Annotated in this window: 11 protein-coding genes, 4 tRNA genes and 1 pseudogene; 6 read left to right on the top strand and 10 right to left on the bottom strand. The window is 56.2% G+C overall.

Going from position 1 to position 17,578, the window contains the following annotated elements:
• Window position 1 precedes the first annotated feature (1 nt).
• The 3 genes from AB8W27_RS07510 to AB8W27_RS07500 all read right to left on the bottom strand — a co-directional run bounded on the left by AB8W27_RS07510 (window position 2) and on the right by AB8W27_RS07500 (window position 2,890).
• Window positions 2-1,543, bottom strand: a complete 1,542-nt coding sequence (locus tag AB8W27_RS07510; protein ID WP_041924184.1) for a sensor domain-containing diguanylate cyclase — start codon at window positions 1,541-1,543, stop codon at window positions 2-4.
• Window positions 1,544-1,829: 286 nt separating this feature from the next.
• Window positions 1,830-2,549 carry a YnfC family lipoprotein gene (locus AB8W27_RS07505; protein ID WP_015741732.1) on the bottom strand — a complete coding sequence of 240 codons (720 nt, stop codon included), beginning with the start codon at window positions 2,547-2,549 and terminating at the stop codon, window positions 1,830-1,832.
• Between the two features lie 251 nt (window positions 2,550-2,800).
• Window positions 2,801-2,890, bottom strand: a tRNA-Ser gene (locus tag AB8W27_RS07500).
• Between the two features lie 93 nt (window positions 2,891-2,983).
• On the opposite strand from AB8W27_RS07500, the gene mtfA reads away from it, so the two are divergent.
• The 3 genes from mtfA (at window position 2,984) to shiA (ending at window position 5,575) form a co-directional block, all read left to right on the top strand.
• Window positions 2,984-3,781 (top strand): DgsA anti-repressor MtfA, encoded by a 798-nt coding sequence (gene mtfA, locus AB8W27_RS07495; protein ID WP_041923713.1) that lies wholly within the window; start codon window positions 2,984-2,986, stop codon window positions 3,779-3,781.
• Window positions 3,782-3,882: 101 nt separating this feature from the next.
• Window positions 3,883-3,958, top strand: a tRNA-Asn gene (locus tag AB8W27_RS07490).
• A gap of 297 nt (window positions 3,959-4,255) precedes the next feature.
• Window positions 4,256-5,575 carry a shikimate transporter gene (gene shiA / locus AB8W27_RS07485; protein ID WP_041923714.1) on the top strand — a complete coding sequence of 440 codons (1,320 nt, stop codon included), beginning with the start codon at window positions 4,256-4,258 and terminating at the stop codon, window positions 5,573-5,575.
• A gap of 42 nt (window positions 5,576-5,617) precedes the next feature.
• Here the strand turns inward: shiA and cbl are convergent, their stop codons facing one another.
• Both cbl and nac read right to left on the bottom strand, forming a co-directional pair.
• Window positions 5,618-6,571, bottom strand: a complete 954-nt coding sequence (cbl, locus tag AB8W27_RS07480) for an HTH-type transcriptional regulator Cbl (RefSeq protein WP_015741735.1) — start codon at window positions 6,569-6,571, stop codon at window positions 5,618-5,620.
• 101 nt (window positions 6,572-6,672) lie between these two features.
• Window positions 6,673-7,590, bottom strand: a complete 918-nt coding sequence (nac, locus tag AB8W27_RS07475; RefSeq protein ID WP_041923715.1) for a nitrogen assimilation transcriptional regulator NAC — start codon at window positions 7,588-7,590, stop codon at window positions 6,673-6,675.
• Window positions 7,591-7,907: 317 nt separating this feature from the next.
• On the opposite strand from nac, the gene AB8W27_RS07470 reads away from it, so the two are divergent.
• A tRNA-Asn gene (locus AB8W27_RS07470) sits at window positions 7,908-7,983 on the top strand.
• A 52-nt stretch (window positions 7,984-8,035) separates the two neighbouring features.
• On the opposite strand, the gene AB8W27_RS07465 is transcribed toward AB8W27_RS07470, so the two are convergent.
• Window positions 8,036-9,061, bottom strand: a complete 1,026-nt coding sequence (locus AB8W27_RS07465; protein WP_041923716.1) for an LLM class flavin-dependent oxidoreductase — start codon at window positions 9,059-9,061, stop codon at window positions 8,036-8,038.
• A gap of 238 nt (window positions 9,062-9,299) precedes the next feature.
• A complete protein-coding gene (locus AB8W27_RS07460; RefSeq protein ID WP_015741739.1) occupies window positions 9,300-10,514 on the bottom strand; it encodes a diguanylate phosphodiesterase in 1,215 nt (404 codons plus the stop codon).
• Between the two features lie 350 nt (window positions 10,515-10,864).
• On the opposite strand from AB8W27_RS07460, the gene AB8W27_RS07455 reads away from it, so the two are divergent.
• Both AB8W27_RS07455 and AB8W27_RS07450 read left to right on the top strand, forming a co-directional pair.
• Window positions 10,865-12,319 carry an AMP nucleosidase gene (locus tag AB8W27_RS07455; protein ID WP_007769204.1) on the top strand — a complete coding sequence of 485 codons (1,455 nt, stop codon included), beginning with the start codon at window positions 10,865-10,867 and terminating at the stop codon, window positions 12,317-12,319.
• Window positions 12,320-12,451: 132 nt separating this feature from the next.
• Window positions 12,452-12,527 (top strand) — tRNA-Asn (locus AB8W27_RS07450).
• Between the two features lie 117 nt (window positions 12,528-12,644).
• On the opposite strand, the pseudogene AB8W27_RS07445 reads toward AB8W27_RS07450, so the two are convergent.
• The 3 genes and pseudogenes from AB8W27_RS07445 to AB8W27_RS07435 all read right to left on the bottom strand — a co-directional run.
• Window positions 12,645-13,655, bottom strand: a pseudogene (locus AB8W27_RS07445) (DUF3396 domain-containing protein); the annotation flags it as partial.
• 12 nt (window positions 13,656-13,667) lie between these two features.
• Entirely contained in the window at window positions 13,668-14,969 is a 1,302-nt protein-coding gene (locus AB8W27_RS07440; protein ID WP_041923718.1) for a VRR-NUC domain-containing protein, read from the bottom strand.
• Window positions 14,969-17,491 (bottom strand): type VI secretion system Vgr family protein, encoded by a 2,523-nt coding sequence (locus AB8W27_RS07435; protein WP_015741743.1) that lies wholly within the window; start codon window positions 17,489-17,491, stop codon window positions 14,969-14,971. The genes AB8W27_RS07440 and AB8W27_RS07435 overlap by 1 nt, the downstream gene beginning before the upstream one ends.
• Window positions 17,492-17,578 lie beyond the last annotated feature (87 nt).

The following is a 17,578-nucleotide window of genomic DNA, read 5'->3' as shown; positions in this document are numbered from 1 at the left end:
ATCAGGGCAGACGCACCGCGCGGTCGCGGCCGGTGCTTTTGGCCTGATACAGCGCCTCATCCGCCCCTTTGATAAGCTCGGTCAGGCACGCCATCCTGCCATCCGCCGTCATGCTGTAACAGCCTGCGCTGATAGTCACCACCCCTTCGGGCAGCTCGGTATCCGGGTGCGGCAACGCCTGCTCTCTGACCATCCGCACCACCTTTTCCGCCACATGCAGCGCGTCGTCTGAGGCGGTCTCTGAGAGAATAATCGCAAACTCTTCGCCGCCGTAGCGCGCCACCAGATCGCCATGGTTAAAAGAGGCCTGTTGCAGCACGCCGCCGATACGGCGTAAACAGGCATCCCCGGCGACATGACCGCGGTTATCGTTATAGCGTTTGAAAAAGTCGACATCGATAAGAATGAGCGAAACGGGGTGCCCGGTCACGGCGGAGTCCGCCAGCGCCTGTTCAAGGAAGGCATCAAAACGTCGCCGGTTGGCAAGCCCCGTCAGGCCGTCGATCATCGCCATCGAGTGCAGCGTATGGTTGATTTTGACCAGTTCGTCACGCAGCGTCGCCAGCTCGTTACGGTCGCGAATGTTGACCCTCACCTGCCTGAACAGCACGATGCCCATCAGAATGATGGCAGTCAGCAGCGCGCCATTGATGAGTAAATCCGGAATACTGTTTTTAAGCCAGGTCGCGCGCAGATTGTCTTTGTCATACCCCGCCACCACGACAATCGGATAACGCGTCGAGCGTGCGAACCCGTAAATCCGGACCACCTGATCGAGCGCGGAGAGCCAGGTGGCGCTTCCCTGCCGCGATCGCAACAGCACCTGCGTAAAGAGCGGGCTGGCAGAGAGATCTTTACTCAGCACGTTTTCATCAAAGGGGCGAATGTACAGCGGTTTACCATCCACCAGCAGCAGCGCCAGAATGTCGTTATTGGTCAGTTCAAAATAGCTGTAAAACTGACGGAAATAGTCCATTTTCACCGTAGCCATCACAACGCCCGCGAAGCCGCCGGTGATGTCGTTGAGGCGCAGAGAAACCGGAATAACCAGCTGGCCGCTGATTTTACTGCGCACGACATGTCCGATGTGTACGCCCATCCAGCCATGATCCTTGTGATAGAGAAAATCATTGCTCTCCGCCATGTTTTCCTCATCGGGCGCCTGCGCGAACGAACTATTACGCCACGCGCCGCGCGCATCGTAAATAAACAGCCCGTCGAGCTGCGGCAGGCGCTGTTCCAGCTCGGCAAGCGAGGCATTAAGCTCCTGATCGGGAAGATAGCCATAGGCGAGGTTGCGACGGATCTCCTGTAAGGTCAGCTCCGTCTGTAAAAAAGTGTCATCCGCCTGCCGTACCTGGGAGAGCGATAAATTAATCGCCTTGCTCTCCGCCTCCTCAACGGTGCGCTCCCAGGAGAGATACAGCGTCACCGCATTGGCCGCAATGCTTCCTGCCAGCAGAATAAACAGAAAGAAGGCCAGGCTGCGGCCCAGCGGCGTATCCAGCGCCAGTATACGGATAAACTGTTTTTTCTCAGGCACGACGGCCACCTCCTGCGTATCCTGCCCGCGTCTCATTAATAGTACTGAAGTTTATCAGAAACCGCGTCCGGCCCACCTTTTTACACGCAGGGGTAGCCCATGGACGACAAACCTGAAAATTCCGGGGCTTATCTTCAGCCGTGTTGAGGTAAGAATAGACCCGATCACGCCGTTGACGGCACTTTTCTGAAGACGAGAGCAGGAACCGTTAAATATGCTGTTGTTTAACGGGCGCGCATTTTTACGCAGAAAAAACCGCCCGGAGGCGGATTAACGCCAGTGTGAATTAATACCAGCTTACTGCGGTTTTACTGAAATAATGATTCTCTTGCGCAACCTTATCATCACGAACTTTTTTCGTGATGGCGGTGCATTCGCGCGGGACTTTCCGGTCATCATAAAGACAGGTACTTTCGCCATAAACGGTATACTCCTGGCCAAATACCGTTTTCATTTTAAAATCGAGCGGCTTATTGTTGATATCGGAATACGTCACGTCTGAATAGGTGGCAACCTTATCATTCAGGTAATACTCACTTCCGGCAAAGCTGTCGCCAGCAATATAGCGGTAGGCAGAGAATTTTTCGCTGTTAGCCATTGTCTGTTCAATCAGGCCCGCGTTATTAAGCTTAAACGTTTTAACGCCGTATTTGTCCGTCATGCTGACCAGATTGCACTGGTTATCGAAGACATAGCTGACCGGGCTGTTATCAAACGTGCCTGTTAAATCATTTCCCTGGCGCTTCAACGCGATATTGCCATAAGCCCTGTCACCGCTGCGCTCGAATTGTTCAATACAACCCTGCGGGGACAGCGTTAGCGTAATACTGAAATTTTCCGTTTCACTGCGCACGGTGGTTGTCAGCGTTTTAACGTGTCCTCGCACCGGGTTAAAATCGTACATCACGGAGAAATTATATAATGAGGGAATATATTTTTCGGCGGCCAGCGCATTACATGCCAGGAGACCTGTCGTCAGCGCCAGTACGTTTTTGATGAGTGCCATCTTTATTGCTTTCCCTGTTATGAAAAGCCAAAAATATCAGAATAGCCTTATCAGGTCGACCTTATGAACAGCCCGGCCCGGTGAACGGCACATGCACAGAAAGCACGCCAGGGCACACTAAATAATGCAAAGAAAGGTAAAAAGCACGCAGTCGAGACGAGAACATGGGCACAATTCACGGCGCGATTAATCTCAATTTATCTCAACGGGATTGTTATCACTGAAAAACGAGGCGGTAAGTGCTTGAATAGTGGCGGAGAGAGGGGGATTTGAACCCCCGGTAGAGTTGCCCCTACTCCGGTTTTCGAGACCGGTCCGTTCAGCCGCTCCGGCATCTCTCCGTACTTGAGGTTGCCATGATGCCAGGATCTTTGGCATTTTAACAGCCCCTGCCTCTTCGATTTTGTTCAAGTGACGAGTTTGCGAGCAATAAGATGATTAAGTGGCCCTGGAAAGCAAATGAAACCGCCGAACTGGCGCCCCTTCCCTGGGAAGCGGCGCTTGCCATTCCGTTACTGGCGGGCCTGAGCGACGAACAGCAGCAAAAGCTGGTGCGCCTCGGCGAGCGTTTTTTACAGCAAAAACGGCTGGTCCCGTTACAGGGCTTTGAGCTGGATGAACTGAAAAGCACCCGTGTCGCCCTGCTCTTCTGTCTGCCGGTGCTGGAGCTCGGTTTCGAGTGGCTGGACGGCTTTCACGAAGTGCTGATTTACCCCGCGCCGTTCGTGGTGGATGATGAATGGGAAGATGATATCGGGCTGGTGCACAATCAGCGCGTGGTGCAGTCCGGTCAGAGCTGGCAGCAGGGGCCGATTATCCTCAACTGGCTCGATATTCAGGATTCGTTCGATGCCTCCGGTTTTAATCTCATCATTCACGAAGTGGCGCATAAGCTCGATATGCGTAACGGCGATCGTGCAAGCGGCATCCCGCTTATCGCCCTGCGCGAAGTGGCTGGCTGGGAGCATGACCTGCACGCGGCGATGGAAAATATTCAGGATGAGATAGATCTGGTGGGTGAAAGCGCCGCCAGCATCGATGCCTACGCCGCCACCGACCCGGCGGAGTGTTTCGCGGTGCTCTCCGAATATTTCTTTAGCGCGCCAGAGCTTTTCGCGCCGCGCTTCCCGTCGTTGTGGCAGCGCTTTTGTCACTTTTACGGCCAGGATCCGCTGTTGCGCCTGCGCCAGCGCGAGACCACCGCTTTTCCCGAAGGCGGTCAGGTGCATTGAAACCGCAAACTGACGCAGAATTAAGCATTTGAATCCATAGCGTAATTTTTTGCGTTGACACCGATACGGGGCATGATTATTATGCGCCCCGTTCACACGATTCCTCTGTAGTTCAGTCGGTAGAACGGCGGACTGTTAATCCGTATGTCACTGGTTCGAGTCCAGTCAGAGGAGCCAAATTCAAAAAAGCCCGCTTTTTAGCGGGCTTTTTGCTTTTCAGCTTCCGCGCCTCGTTGTTTTACACCTTGCTGTTTTCATACACCGTCGTGATTCTCGCCACATAATCCTCTGTTCACACCGCTTCCCTGAGTCAAATGGTCCTTTCACGCCCGTCACGGCGCAAAACGGTTTTCACCCGACGGCTGTCGCTGTAGTCTCAGTGACGGCTTTTTTGGCTGCGTACGATGTGAGTAACCTTCAATCTGCTTTGATAACAATAAAAATACAGAATGTTGACGAATGGACAGGACAACGATGGATTCCACGCTCATGACTCCCCGCCCTAATGAGGCGCTCCCTCCTTTCAACCGTGCACGCCGTGCCGCCTGGGGCAGCTTTGCCGGCGCGGTCGTAGACTGGTTTGATTTCTTACTCTATGGCATTACTGCGGCGCTGGTGTTTAACACCGAGTTTTTCCCGCAAATCTCGCCAGCGATGGGAACCCTCGCCGCCTTCGCCACCTTCGGCGTCGGCTTTCTATTCCGCCCGCTCGGCGGCATTGTCTTTGGTCACTTCGGCGACCGCCTGGGCCGCAAGCGGATGCTGATGATGACCGTCTGGATGATGGGCATCGCCACTGCCTGCATCGGCATTCTGCCGTCGTTCGCCACGATTGGCTGGTGGGCGCCTGCGCTGCTGGTGACGCTGCGCGCCATCCAGGGGTTCGCCGTAGGCGGCGAATGGGGCGGCGCGGCGCTACTTGCCGTAGAAAGCGCGCCCGCTGGCAAAAAAGCGTTTTACAGTAGCGGCATTCAGGTGGGATATGGCGTCGGGCTGCTGCTTTCCACTGGTCTGGTGTCGCTTATCAGCTATCTGACGACCGATGCGCAGTTCCTGAGCTGGGGCTGGCGCCTGCCATTCCTGTTCAGCATTGTGCTGGTGCTGGGCGCGCTGTGGGTGCGTAACGGCATGGAAGAGTCCGCCGAATTCGAGCGGGCGCAGGCAGCAAAGCCTGCCGGGGCGAAAAAGCGGCTACCGGTCTTTGAGGCGCTGGTGCGTCACCCCGGCGCATTCCTGAAAATTATCGCCCTGCGCCTGTGCGAACTGCTGACCATGTATATCGTCACCGCGTTTGCGCTTAGCTACTCGACGCAGAATCTGGGCCTGCCGCGCGAGCTGTTTCTCAATATCGGCCTGCTGGTGGGCGGCGTGAGCTGTCTGACCATTCCGCTGTTCGCCTGGATGGCCGATCGTTACGGACGTCGACGCATTTACATTACCGGCGCGCTGCTCGGCGCGCTGAGCGCCTTCCCCTTCTTTATGGCGCTGGAAGCTCGCTCGATTGTCGGCGTAGTGATTTTCTCGCTGATGCTCGCGAATATTGCGCACGATATGGTGGTCTGCGTGCAGCAGCCGATGTTTACCGAAATGTTCGGCGCGGGGTACCGCTACAGCGGCGCGGGCGTCGGGTATCAGGTGGCAAGCGTCGTAGGCGGCGGCTTTACGCCGTTTATCGCCGCCGCCCTGCTGACCTTCTCCGGCGGCGCATGGCATACCGTGGCGATTTACCTGATGGCGGGTTGTCTGCTGTCGGCGCTTACCGCGCTCTTTATTAAAACGCCGCAACCGCAGTAATCATCACGCCCCGTCAGCTGCCCGCTGGCGGGGCGCTCGCCGCTAAATCTGATAATCGATCACCACTTCACCGGCAGGCTCCAGCGCCTGCTGCTTAATCTCCTCAAGCGACAATCCGGCGTTGCACAGTTCAATAAAGCGCCAGACGTAGTTGCGCTGAAGTTGCCCGCGCTTCAGGCCCAGCCAGACGGTGTTGGCGTCGAAAAGATGCTTTGTGTCGAGCCGCGCGAGGAGGCTTTCTTCATGGGGTTCGCTCGCCTGCTCTGCCACCAGCCCGATGCCCAGCCCCAGTTCAACGTAGGTTTTGATGACGTCGGAATCCTGCGCGCTCAGGACGATATCCGGCGTCAGCCCTTTGCGGCTGAAGGCTTCGTCAATACGCGAGCGACCCGTAATGCCTTGCCGGTAGGTAATAAGCGGCCAGCGGCTGATCTCTTCAAGCGTCAGCGGGCTGGCCTGCGTGAGCGGGTGATCCTTCGGCACGAGCAGGCTGTGATGCCAGCGAAACCACGGATAAGCCACCAGCCCCGGATCGGCGCTTAAGCGTTCGCTGGCGATACCGATATCCGCCGTCCCGCTTTGCAGGAGTGATTCTATCTCCTGCGGCGTGCCCTGAATCAGCTCAAGGCGCACCTCGGGAAAGAGCGAACGAAAGGTTTTGATAACCGATGGCAGGCTGTAACGGGCCTGGGTGTGCGTCGTGGCGATAGTCAGCACGCCACTGGCGTCGTTGGTGAAGAGATCGGCTAAGCGGCGCACGTTACTGGCTTCGTTAAGGATGCGCTCGGCAATCACCAGCAGCGCTTTGCCAGGCTCGGTCATGCCCAGAAGGCGTTTGCCGCGGCGAATGAAAATCTCAATGCCGAGCTCTTCTTCCAGCTCGCGGATATGACGGCTGACGCCGGACTGCGAGGTATAAAGCATGTTGGCTACTTCGGTGAGATTAAAATCCCGCCTCGCCGCCTCACGAATAATTTTCAGTTGCTGGAAATTCACAGCGCCCCCGGGAGCGATTTAACATGACGCTATTGTTAAAGTCCCCCGGCGGGCATCACAAATAATAAAAAGCTGTCTGTTATTCCGTTGTGGAATATCTGTCAGCCCACCAGCAACAGCTCGCGGTTTTCCAGCGCCGGACGCGCCACCAGCGACAGCAGAATATCTTTCACGGCCTGCGCCTGCGGCGTTAACGGCGCGCGGGAGGAGACATTGAGCGAGAGCGGCAGCGTCATTGACGGGCTGGTAATACGGGCGAGCCAGCCGTTCGTCGAGCTGGCGAGCGAGCGCGCCGCGGATTCCGGCAACACCGTTACCCCCATACCGCTGGCAATTGCGGCGCTCAACGTGGACACCGATTCGATTTCTCCGATGATTTTCGCGGTCAGTCGGCGTAGCGAGAAAGCTTCATCCACACGCTTGCGCACGGCGCTGTAATCGCGCGGCAGGAAGAGATTCATCTGGGCGACGCTCGTCAGATCCACGCTCTGCCCCGGACAATCGCGCGTGCCGACCAGGAACAGATCTTCTTTAATGAGCGGCTGGCTGGTGAGCCCGGCCACCGGCGCGCGGTCATATAACACCGCCATATCGAGCTGGCCGCTCAGCAGTTTATCGTTCAGCGCAGCACCGCTGTCTTCATGCAGATACACCAACACGTCCGGGAGTTCGGCGCGCACGGCCTGCAACAGCGGCATAGTCACCGAGGAGGCGGCCGTACCAGGCGCAAGCCCGACAGAAACCTGGCCCTGAAGCGTCTGGCCGACATTGTTGACGGCAAGCTGCGCCTGCTCACACTGGCGCAAAATGGTGCGGGCATGCGCATAAAGGATTTTCCCGGCTTCCGTTGGCGTGACGCCCCGTTTGGTACGAATCAACAGTTGCTGATCCATCTCCCCTTCGAGCGTCGCGACCTGCTGGCTTAACGCGGGCTGCGCGATATGCAGCACTTCCGCCGCCTGCGTCAGGCTACCGATATCGACGATTTTCACGAAGTATTTCAGTCGTCTTAAGTTCATTTTGCCTCCTGTACGGAATGCCAGAGCCAATGCCGGCAATGATGTCGTAACAGGTTTTGCAAGATGCTTGCCAGTTTTTAAAAAGATGGCATGGCTTATATAAGCGCTTAAATTATAAGAGGAAGCGATAACTTATCGCTGGTAATGATTGAAACACTGTTTTGCTTATGCCCCATAAGAGGTACTTTCGCACCAGAATAGTGCACGAGCAGAAGGCGCGTGCAATTTGACGGTTTTCTCAGCAAACGAATTATCTGGCGCGTTCAGGGCTTTACAACGTCAGGCGACCCCGGTACTATGCGCCCCGTTCACACGATTCCTCTGTAGTTCAGTCGGTAGAACGGCGGACTGTTAATCCGTATGTCACTGGTTCGAGTCCAGTCAGAGGAGCCAAATTCAAAAAAGCCCGCTTTTTAGCGGGCTTTTTGCTTTTCTACGGTATGTGTTAATCGCGCCATCCCATTGCCGGTGCGATGTGGCGCAGAACAGCCTCAATAACGTGTACGTTATAGTCCACGCCCAGCTGATTCGGCACCGTCAGCAGCAGGGTATCCGCTTCGGCAATCGCCTCGTCCTGCTTAAGCTGCTCAATGAGTTTCTCGGGTTCGGCGGCGTAACTGCGCCCGAAAATGGCGCTGGTTTTCTCATCCAGAAAACCGACCTTATCGCTGTCGTCACGGCTACTGCCGAACCAGGCGCGATCCCGGCTGTCCATCAGCGGAAAAATACTGCGGCTCACCGATACCCGGGGCGTGCGGGTATGCCCTGCCTCGGCCCAGGCGGCGCGGTAGGCGCGGATCTGCTGCGCCTGCTGAATGTGGAACGGCTCGCCGGTTTCATCATCCTTCAGGGTCGAGCTTTGCAGGTTCATGCCGAGCTTCGCCGCCCAGACGGCGGTGGCATTGGAGCCCGCTCCCCACCAGATGCGCTCGCGCAGTCCCTCAGACCAGGGTTCGAGTCTTAACAGGCCGGGCGGGTTAGCAAACATCGGCTGCGGATTGGGTTTGGCAAACCCTTCCCCACGCAGCACCTCCAGCAACGCTTCGGTGTGACGGCGCGCCATGTCGGATTCGTTTTCACCGGCGGCGGGCTCATAGCCGAAATAGCGCCAGCCATCGATGACCTGTTCCGGCGATCCGCGGCTGATCCCCAGTTGCAGACGTCCGCCGGCGATGAGGTCCGCAGCACCTGCGCTTTCCGCCATATAGAGCGGGTTTTCATAGCGCATGTCGATAACGCCGGTGCCTATCTCAATATGGCGGGTTCTGGCGCCGATAGCGGCCAGCAGCGGAAATGGCGAGGCGAGCTGACGGGCGAAGTGGTGCACGCGAAAATACGCCCCATCCGCGCCCAGCTCTTCTGCCGCGACGGCCAGATCGATGGATTGCAGCAGGGCATCCGCCGCGGTTCGCGTGGCGGACTGCGGCGATGAGGTCCAGTGACCAAATGATAAAAAGCCTATCTTTTTCATGCTTATCCCGTTTTCAGGGCGGGCGTTGCTGGCGCACGCGCCATGCCCGCCGCATGGTCTGGTTCAGATACCCTACTCTGTCCTGATCTCGGGGAAGAATAAATGCCCTTTGTTTAACATAATGGTTCAAATTTATTGACGGACAGGCTGCGTCGCGGGTTTTAAAGATAATAACGCCTGGCTGGCGCCAGGAATACTGGCAATAATGCATTCGGGGCCTGCGCCCCGTGACATTTTCTTATCTGGCCGTGGGCCAGCTTACCGACGGGGCGCGGTTTAATAGCGGCCTGGCGAACAGATAGCCCTGGAAATATTTAATGCCCACCGTTTCCAGCCAGCACCACTCCTCCACTTTCTCCACGCCTTCCGCTACCACCGTTATCTCAAGCTCAGCACAGCACCGGATGATGCCGAGGACAATGGCCTGTTTCGGGCCATGAAGATGGATATCAGCAACGATGCTGCGGTCGATTTTAATGCGCCCGGGCTGAAAGCGCGTAAGCAGCGACAGCCCGGCAAACCCGGCGCCAAAGTCGTCTATCGCCAGGTTGATGCCCGCAGCGCGTAACTGGCGAATCACAAACTCAAACTCATCAAAACGCGAAATCACTTCGCTCTCGGTGACCTCAACAATGACTTGCTGCGGTAACAGGCCCTGACGCGCTATCTGTGCCAGTAAGATCTCAACCGCATCCGGAGCCTGCACCAGCGATCCGGGCAGCAGGTTGACTGAAATCATCTGGCTGCCGATATTCACCGCTTTCGCCAGCGCGAAAGCTTTTTCTTTGGAATGAAGATCGACGTTATAGAGCGTTTCGCTGGACATCGACGCAAACAAGGCGGCAGGCGAGCCGCCATCGGGAGAACGGATCAGCGCCTCAAACGCTTTAATTTTGCAGGTCAGCGGCTCCACAATCGGCTGCAGGGCAAACTGGCAGGCGATATCCATCAAGGCGGGCGGCAAGTCGTACCCAGGTTGCTGCTGGGGCGGCGGTTCGACCCGCCAGGCATCCGGTGTAAACTGGCGCGAGATCTGCTGGCGATGCGGGTTACGAAGGAAGGAGCGGATAAATTTATACACCCTCGCTTCACGGGCGAGATTGAACGGCACCACGCTGGATTTAACTACCGACTTCAGTACCGCATGGGCTTTGACATGGCGCAGGTCGAACAGCGCCATGCCGACGTTTTCAAAGTGCCGATGCGGCGCGTAGTCGCGCATCAGCTCAACGATGAAATCGTGCCGCTCGTCCCGGCTGATGCGTTCGAACAGGGCGTCAACCGAGCTCAACGGCCCTTCAAGCACCTGCAGAAACTGGTAGCCATCAAACACCAGAATGCCGCTGACCTGCATCGCGGCATTACGCGTCTGTGCCTGCCTCACGATCGCGGCCAGACTTTCATGGTCGATATCAGCTTTAAGCCGACTGCGGTAAATGAGGGTAGATAGCATCGTTTTTCTGCATTCTTAGGTCATATAGAGGGGCAGTATACCCGGTTGCCTTTCGTTGCAATCCGCGAAGTTGCCCGCATATATTCTTTCAATCAATGCCATTGCGCCCTTTAATTAGCAAAAACAGGCGTATAGCCGGTGCAAATATTTATTCATAAAGTGAATGTTCAAGGGAAACGGCGAAGGCAGGAAAATCAGCGAACAGAAAGGGATACATTAAACGCAATGCGATCGGCCGGGCATTTTACAGATTAATGCCATTGCGCCATTCCCTTAAGTTTCATAAACCTGTGCCATATTAACAGACATAGTGCAGCTTCCCGCTGTGCCACGTGGGATCAGGAGACCAGATGAATACCACTGCAACACCTCTGACGCCCGATGAGGCGCTCGACAAACTGGAAGCGTTATATGATGACGCGGTTAACGCGCTGCGCGACGCGATTGCAGCCTTTATTAACGAAGGACGCCTGCCGGATGAGGCGCAGCGCGCGCAGGGATTATTTGTGTATCCGCAGTTGCGGGTATGCTGGGACGGCGACGGAAGCAAAGCCGAGAAGACGCGCGCCTACGGGCGATTCACCCATGCGGGGTGTTACACCACGACCGTGACGCGCCCCGGACTGTTTCGCAGCTACCTGCGCGAACAGCTGATCCTGCTGTATGAAGATTACGGCGCGACGATTGAAGTCGGCCCGTCGCAGCATGAAATCCCCTACCCGTATGTGATTGACGGCTCGGCGCTGACGCTGGACCGCTCGATGAGCGCGGGTCTGACCCGCCACTTCCCGACCACCGAGCTGGCGCAAATTGGCGATGAGACCGCCGACGGTATTTTCCACCCGACCGAGTTTTACCCGCTGTCGCACTTCGACGCCCGCCGCGTTGATTTCTCACTGGCGCGCCTGCGCCACTACACCGGCACGCCGGTCGAGCATTTCCAGCCCTTCGTGCTCTTTACCAACTATACGCGCTATGTCGATGAGTTCGTGCGCTGGGGATGCAGCCAGATCCTTGATCCGGACAGCCCCTACGTGGCCCTCTCCTGCGCGGGCGGCAGCTGGATCACCGCCGATACCGAAGCGCCGGAAGCGGCGATTTCCGATCTCGCCTGGAAAAAACATCAGATGCCCGCCTGGCATTTAATTACCGCCGACGGTCAGGGCATTACGCTGGTGAATATCGGCGTCGGGCCGTCGAACGCCAAAACGATTTGCGACCACCTCGCGGTACTGCGCCCGGATGTCTGGCTGATGATCGGCCACTGCGGCGGCCTGCGCGAAAGCCAGTCGATCGGCGATTATGTGCTGGCGCACGCGTATCTGCGCGACGATCACGTGCTGGACGCGGTGCTGCCGCCGGATATTCCGGTGCCGAGCATCGCCGAAGTGCAGCGCGCGCTCTATGACGCTACGAAGCTGGTGAGCAATATGCCGGGCGAGGAAGTGAAGCAGCGGCTGCGCACCGGCACCGTGGTGACCACGGACGACCGCAACTGGGAGCTGCGCTACTCCGCCTCGGCGCTGCGCTTTAACCTGAGCCGTGCGGTGGCTATCGATATGGAAAGCGCGACTATCGCCGCCCAGGGTTATCGCTTCCGTGTGCCCTATGGCACGCTGCTGTGTGTTTCCGATAAACCGCTGCATGGCGAGATCAAGTTGCCGGGCCAGGCGAACCGCTTCTACGAGGGCGCGATTTCCGAACACCTGCAGATTGGCATTCGCGCCATCGATTTGCTGCGTGCCGAGGGTGAACGCCTGCACTCGCGCAAACTGCGCACCTTTAACGAGCCGCCCTTCCGCTGATGTCAGCGCAGCCCCGGCGTGGCGCTGGCTGCGCCGGGGTTTGCGGAATTATTCAGCAAAAGGTTCAGCATTTTACATTCAGGCTTTGACAACCCGGAACGCTGCCGTTACTATGCGCCCCGTTCTCGCAATTCCTCTGTAGTTCAGTCGGTAGAACGGCGGACTGTTAATCCGTATGTCACTGGTTCGAGTCCAGTCAGAGGAGCCAGATTTTAGTTCTGAGATGTTTTAGTGAATCTTGGGATGCAATACAAAACACATTAACCCGGCGCTTCTGCAGAAGATCGCCGGGTTTTTTGTATTTTAAATTTACGCGCTGGCCTCACGGTTCACGGGATCTCTCTGCTTCGGCTTTATCCAGTTGAGCGCTGGCGTCGTCAAACCGTGCAAACCAGGCCATGGACGACGCTTTCTCAAACTGTACGTTTTCATAGCCTGAAAAGAAGTGCAGACCATTATGCCCGTCATACCGCACCGGGCGAATAATCTGGTTCACCTTAATCAGGAGTGGCGATAACCCTTCCGTTTTCATGTCGCCCAACGCCGGAGGAAGCTCTCCCGCCTTAAGGATCACACCGTTGTTGTAAGGCAACAGCCTGATTTCGGGCGTTTTAACCAGGCGATGCGTTAACTGTTCTGCGCCGCCAAGTTTTTCCAGCCACGGGGTGCCGAGAATGGTGTACCAGCAGGCGCCTTTTAATCTATTCACTGCAACTCTGCCTTCAAGCGTACCAATAGAGTCCACCATCACGCCGGAAAAACGCTGCGCCAGGGCGTACTCATACGGGAACATCCGTTCGAATGCGTAAGGAAGAACAAAGGACAGCCCGGCATAGCCGCTTTCCACAGCAAAGGTGTTACACAGCCACAGCAGCCAGCCTTCATATCGCGCTTTACCGTCAGGCTCTTTCAGCAGCGAGAGCGGAAATGTCAGTTTAATAACGGAGCGATCAGTATCTTTATGGAAGATACGCTTGCCCATAATAAGAATGTCGTAATCGGGCGCTAAGAAGTCTTTCTCTGCGCTGCCCATATACCAGGAAAAGATTTCTTCAGGTGTTGAGTCGATAATTTCCTGTCGCTTTTTGGCGTAATTCTTCTCCGTAATACCAACCCAGTTTTTGGTGAGATGCTTTTTCAGATATGGCTTAAATGCCGTATAAAAGCGATCGACACACTCCACCATCCTGCGGCGCACGTCAGGCGTATGCCCGTCTTTAAAAAATACCGTGATAATCAGACCAAGATTAACTGCCGGGCTGCCGTCTTTATATTTCACCGATGCTTCCGGCAGCCACTTCTCAATGTAGTTCAGCTCAAAATCCCGTAATAACATACCTGCTCCTTTTTAACCGGCACCCAGCGCCGCTGCGCCTGCGCCACCGCCGAGAATTGTTACAAGGGTTTCCCATGCGCTTATCGCCAGACGAATAATCAGTAAAAATGCGCTAATAATGGCCTCCGGGATACCCAGCGTCACGACCAGCACGCCGACGCCGACAGCAACCAGGATAACGCCCACCGTTTTCGCTACATTCGTTAGAATCTGTACCCAGTCCACCTGCTCTAGCATGTCCAGCGTCATATCGGTGGCGTGCTGGATTTCTGCCCATGCAGTTTTAATCTGGGCGTTGGTCCAGGATTTCACCACTTTACCGTTTCTGCTTGCCCAGACCCAGACTTCACTTCCCTGCCGGTAGATCCACTCCCCGCTGTCGTTAAGCCAGCCTGCCGCCGAGTTCAGGTGCTGCTGAGTCTCTTTTGAGAGGGCATTCCAGCCTTCAGCGATGCCATGAAGCGCGCCCTCGCTGAGGTCGGCCACGGCTTTACCGGCATAAGTCCACGGTTCAATTCTAACGGCTACAGGTGTGGAGGGCGGGCCAGGCATAAATATCGGCGGGTACAGAAACAGCGGCCAGTATTTTGCCCTGCTGGTTTGCCAGGCTTTCATCGTCACATTCACGACCTGATCGACCCACTGCTGCTTTTGCGGGCGGCAATCGTGGATCTCAAGAATGGTCATACGCGTGGCATCGTCAGCAACAATCTGCATATATTCGTCATATTGCTCACGGTACAGAACATCACCCGGAAACTTGACCTCTACCAGACGGGCCAGATTGTCGCCATGCATACCTGGAGGGTCATCGTGATCCGGCCCCGCCAGCCCAGGCCAGCGATCCTGTTTGTCTTTCACGATAATCACGTCAGGGCGGCGGTAAATGCCTTTACCGGGTACCGGGAAGGGATTGGTAGTGTGGCGTCTGCGAGCGCCGTCGTCTTGCTTCAATGTACGGCTAAGAAACGGACGTGGCGGCGTGGTGCGCATATCAAACGGCACTTCTGCTTTGTAATACCAGTAGTAATTACGGGCGATTTCATCCGCGCGGATGAGACCACTCATCATGAGCTGTTTCAGGCTCATCGGGTACGTTTTTCCTTCACGACAAATTTTTGCTGCCAGTTGAGGAAAACGCATGGCGTATTCCACCTTAAGATGCAGGTATTGACGGTTTTCGGTAGTTGGCAGACGCGACTGTTTTTCAACCATCTCAACCCCTGTCGTCGTGCAGTCCCATGGCTGATTTTTCTCGCCGGTGGGGGTGATGGGCGTGGTTGTCGGTGTGTCGGGTAAAGCGGGCATGTCCATTATGACGGGTTCTCCCTGAGTTCGGTTTGCAGTTGATATACATTCGTTTCGCCTACAAACCACATTGATTCTTCCGGCGATGCTGTTTTGTGCAGAATATGCAGTTCCACATCTTCCGGCTGGCGGGTATAGACCGGTACGGAACGGCCTTCAGTATCGCTGTATCCAGCTATCGTCTGCCCAGAGGGCGTGGTGAGGCGGTAAGGTGTGTTGATGAGAATATTGCCGCGCTTGTCCTGGAGTTGATAAATCGCGGAATATATATAGGCCGTTCCCACGCGGTGCACTTTCAATGGCATACTCTTCGGTGCGCCCACCATTGTCCGCTCCACCTTGCGTAAATACGTGGCCGTCGTTCCGTACTCTATTTTCCCCTGCTCTATTTTCAGGTAGCTGCCGCCACCAATCAGCGTCACCTTCTTCTTGCCGGCAAACAGCATATCGCTTGTCGAAACCAGACTTATTTTTCGCTGCGCGCTCAAAGACATCGCGCCGTTCTGTGCCTGAAACTGCACCGGACCTTCACCGGAGATAACGTTCAGTTTGCCCGTGCGGGCAAACAGGCCGATTTTTTCACCGGCGTTCAGGGTCATGTTGCCCATTGCGCCCATACTGAGAGAGCCTCCGGCGTTCATCGCCATGTTCTGGCTGGCCGTCATCTGTAGATGTTCGCCGCTGGTGAACGCCACTCCTTCCGGGCCATGAAAATGCACCATCTGGTTTAGCGGTTTTAATCGTTCATCAAACATCGCTATCTGACTGGCAATATCTGCCTCCAGCGCCTGTGCCTGCGCTGCGGCGTCAGCTAACTGTTGGATCTGGTTAAGGCAAATTTCAATTTCTCTGAGCGCCGCCGCCCTCTCCAGCACCTCGCCTGCGGCTTTCGTCTGGCCATCAGCGGTGACAAACAGCCCTTTCGCCACGCGGATAACGCCATATTCATCCGTTCTGAGTTCAAAACCCGCGCCCCTTTGCTGGCTCTGTTCATCTGTAATATGGCCCTGATTCAAAGAGGTGGCGCCGTAAGGGGTGGAGAGCGCGATATGCTCCTGCCCGCGCAGGTCTTCCAGCCGCAGTTCATTGTGCGCCGCGGTGCGCAGGATGTTCTGGCTGCGGTTGTCACGCGTGACGATGTCGGCATGTTTAGCGTCATGAAACGTATGGGCGATATACGGACGGTCGATATTGCCGTCGTCATACGCAATGCTGACTTCGGTGCCGTCCAGAAGCGGCGTGTGCCAGCCGATAGTGTCACCGGCATAGGGCTTTGCCTGACGAACCCACAGGTAGTGGTAACCCGGCTCTGCGTCTTCACGGCTGAAATCCAGCTTAACCCGGTAGCGACCTGCGCCGTCGAGGTGAGCATAAATGTCATGTGGCTCACGGCTTTCGATACGCGCAGGCAGCGTACCGTGAATTTCCGGGCGGACGATCTCAGCGGGGCGATAATTCACCCGTTCGGAATAAGGAATGCCCCACAGCGACACATGCAGGCGGGTGTCCCGCGCGGCACGGTACGTGGCAAGCGTAATCAGCATCCCCTCTTTCAGCGCGGTAACCGGGCTTTCCGGCGTTTCCAGCACCTGCCCCGGCGCGAGATGTGAGGCGTTGCTGAACAGATGCAGCCGCGTGGCCTTGTTCAGTTCGCGCTCATGGTGGAGGCGTGCATAAAACGCGCCGCTTTCCGTTTCCGGCGCAGAAATCGCGTCGTCGCCCGCTTCAAGAAACGGCGCGCCGTACCGGTAGTGCTCGCCGGTGGTGGTAGCATCGCTTCTTACCGTCACGGCAGAGTCCATGGGGGTCTCAGCGGTGCGATAGTTGTAATCACGGGTCCGGACTACCCCGGTGACCGTGTTATGCCAGCACCGCACGTCCCACACGGCGTCTTGCGCGCCGTCATACAGGCCGGATGGCTCCTGGTATGGCATGCTGATGTCGAACACGCAGTTAAGCTGGCTGTCGCCAATGATGAGGGTTTCCAGTTGCGTCACCGCGTTCATTTCTGTGCGAAACCAGATACCCACCTCAGAGAGAATGCGCTGAATAAATTCGAGATCGGTTTCCCGCCACTGTGTGATGAGTTCCCGCTGCGGATACGCACGCTCCAGACGGAAATCAAAGTCTGGCCCTTCCAGACCGTGGGCGCGCAATATCTGCTCCACCAGCTCGGGCACAGAGAGATTCTGGTACACCGCGCAGCGGCGGGTCAGGCTCAGCAGCGCCAGCCGCGAAGCGAGTGTCACCGCGTAGCGCGTCTGGTCTGCTGACGTCCCCAGCCATTCAAAACGGGTAATGACGCCATATATGACGCGGCCAGAAAGCATACTCAGACTGCCGTATCTCAAGAGAAGATCATCGGCCGCCAGGTCGCTCTGCGGTGTGGTGAACTCAATGCGCCACGTGTATGGCTCGCTAAGGGCTTCGCGCCCGTGAAAATTAAGTACGTCGGGTTGTATACGGCTGTGGGCAATTTCAAGCGTATAACGTGAAGGCTCACTAAACCCTTTACCGGAAATATCCATCCTTCATTCCTTTGAAAAAAGATTGCCGCGTCCGGCAATCGGCTGAGCATTTTTAATAACGAAAAAACAGGATAAGCCGCAAAAAAA

The organism is Cronobacter turicensis, from assembly GCF_041222865.1.
Lineage (GTDB): Bacteria > Pseudomonadota > Gammaproteobacteria > Enterobacterales > Enterobacteriaceae > Cronobacter > Cronobacter turicensis.
This window is presented reverse-complemented; position numbering and strand designations above follow the sequence as displayed.

Excerpts from the sequence above, each read along its gene's own strand:
- AB8W27_RS07505 (WP_015741732.1), bottom strand. The coding sequence starts at position 2,549 with ATGGCACTCATCAAAAACGTACTGGCGCTGACGACAGGTCTCCTGGCA.
- mtfA (WP_041923713.1), top strand. The coding sequence starts at position 2,984 with ATGATTAAGTGGCCCTGGAAAGCAAATGAAACCGCCGAACTGGCGCCC.
- shiA (WP_041923714.1), top strand. The coding sequence starts at position 4,256 with ATGGATTCCACGCTCATGACTCCCCGCCCTAATGAGGCGCTCCCTCCT.
- nac (WP_041923715.1), bottom strand. The coding sequence starts at position 7,590 with ATGAACTTAAGACGACTGAAATACTTCGTGAAAATCGTCGATATCGGT.
- AB8W27_RS07465 (WP_041923716.1), bottom strand. The coding sequence starts at position 9,061 with ATGAAAAAGATAGGCTTTTTATCATTTGGTCACTGGACCTCATCGCCG.
- AB8W27_RS07460 (WP_015741739.1), bottom strand. The coding sequence starts at position 10,514 with ATGCTATCTACCCTCATTTACCGCAGTCGGCTTAAAGCTGATATCGAC.
- AB8W27_RS07455 (WP_007769204.1), top strand. The coding sequence starts at position 10,865 with ATGAATACCACTGCAACACCTCTGACGCCCGATGAGGCGCTCGACAAA.
- AB8W27_RS07440 (WP_041923718.1), bottom strand. The coding sequence starts at position 14,969 with ATGGACATGCCCGCTTTACCCGACACACCGACAACCACGCCCATCACC.
- AB8W27_RS07435 (WP_015741743.1), bottom strand. The coding sequence starts at position 17,491 with ATGGATATTTCCGGTAAAGGGTTTAGTGAGCCTTCACGTTATACGCTT.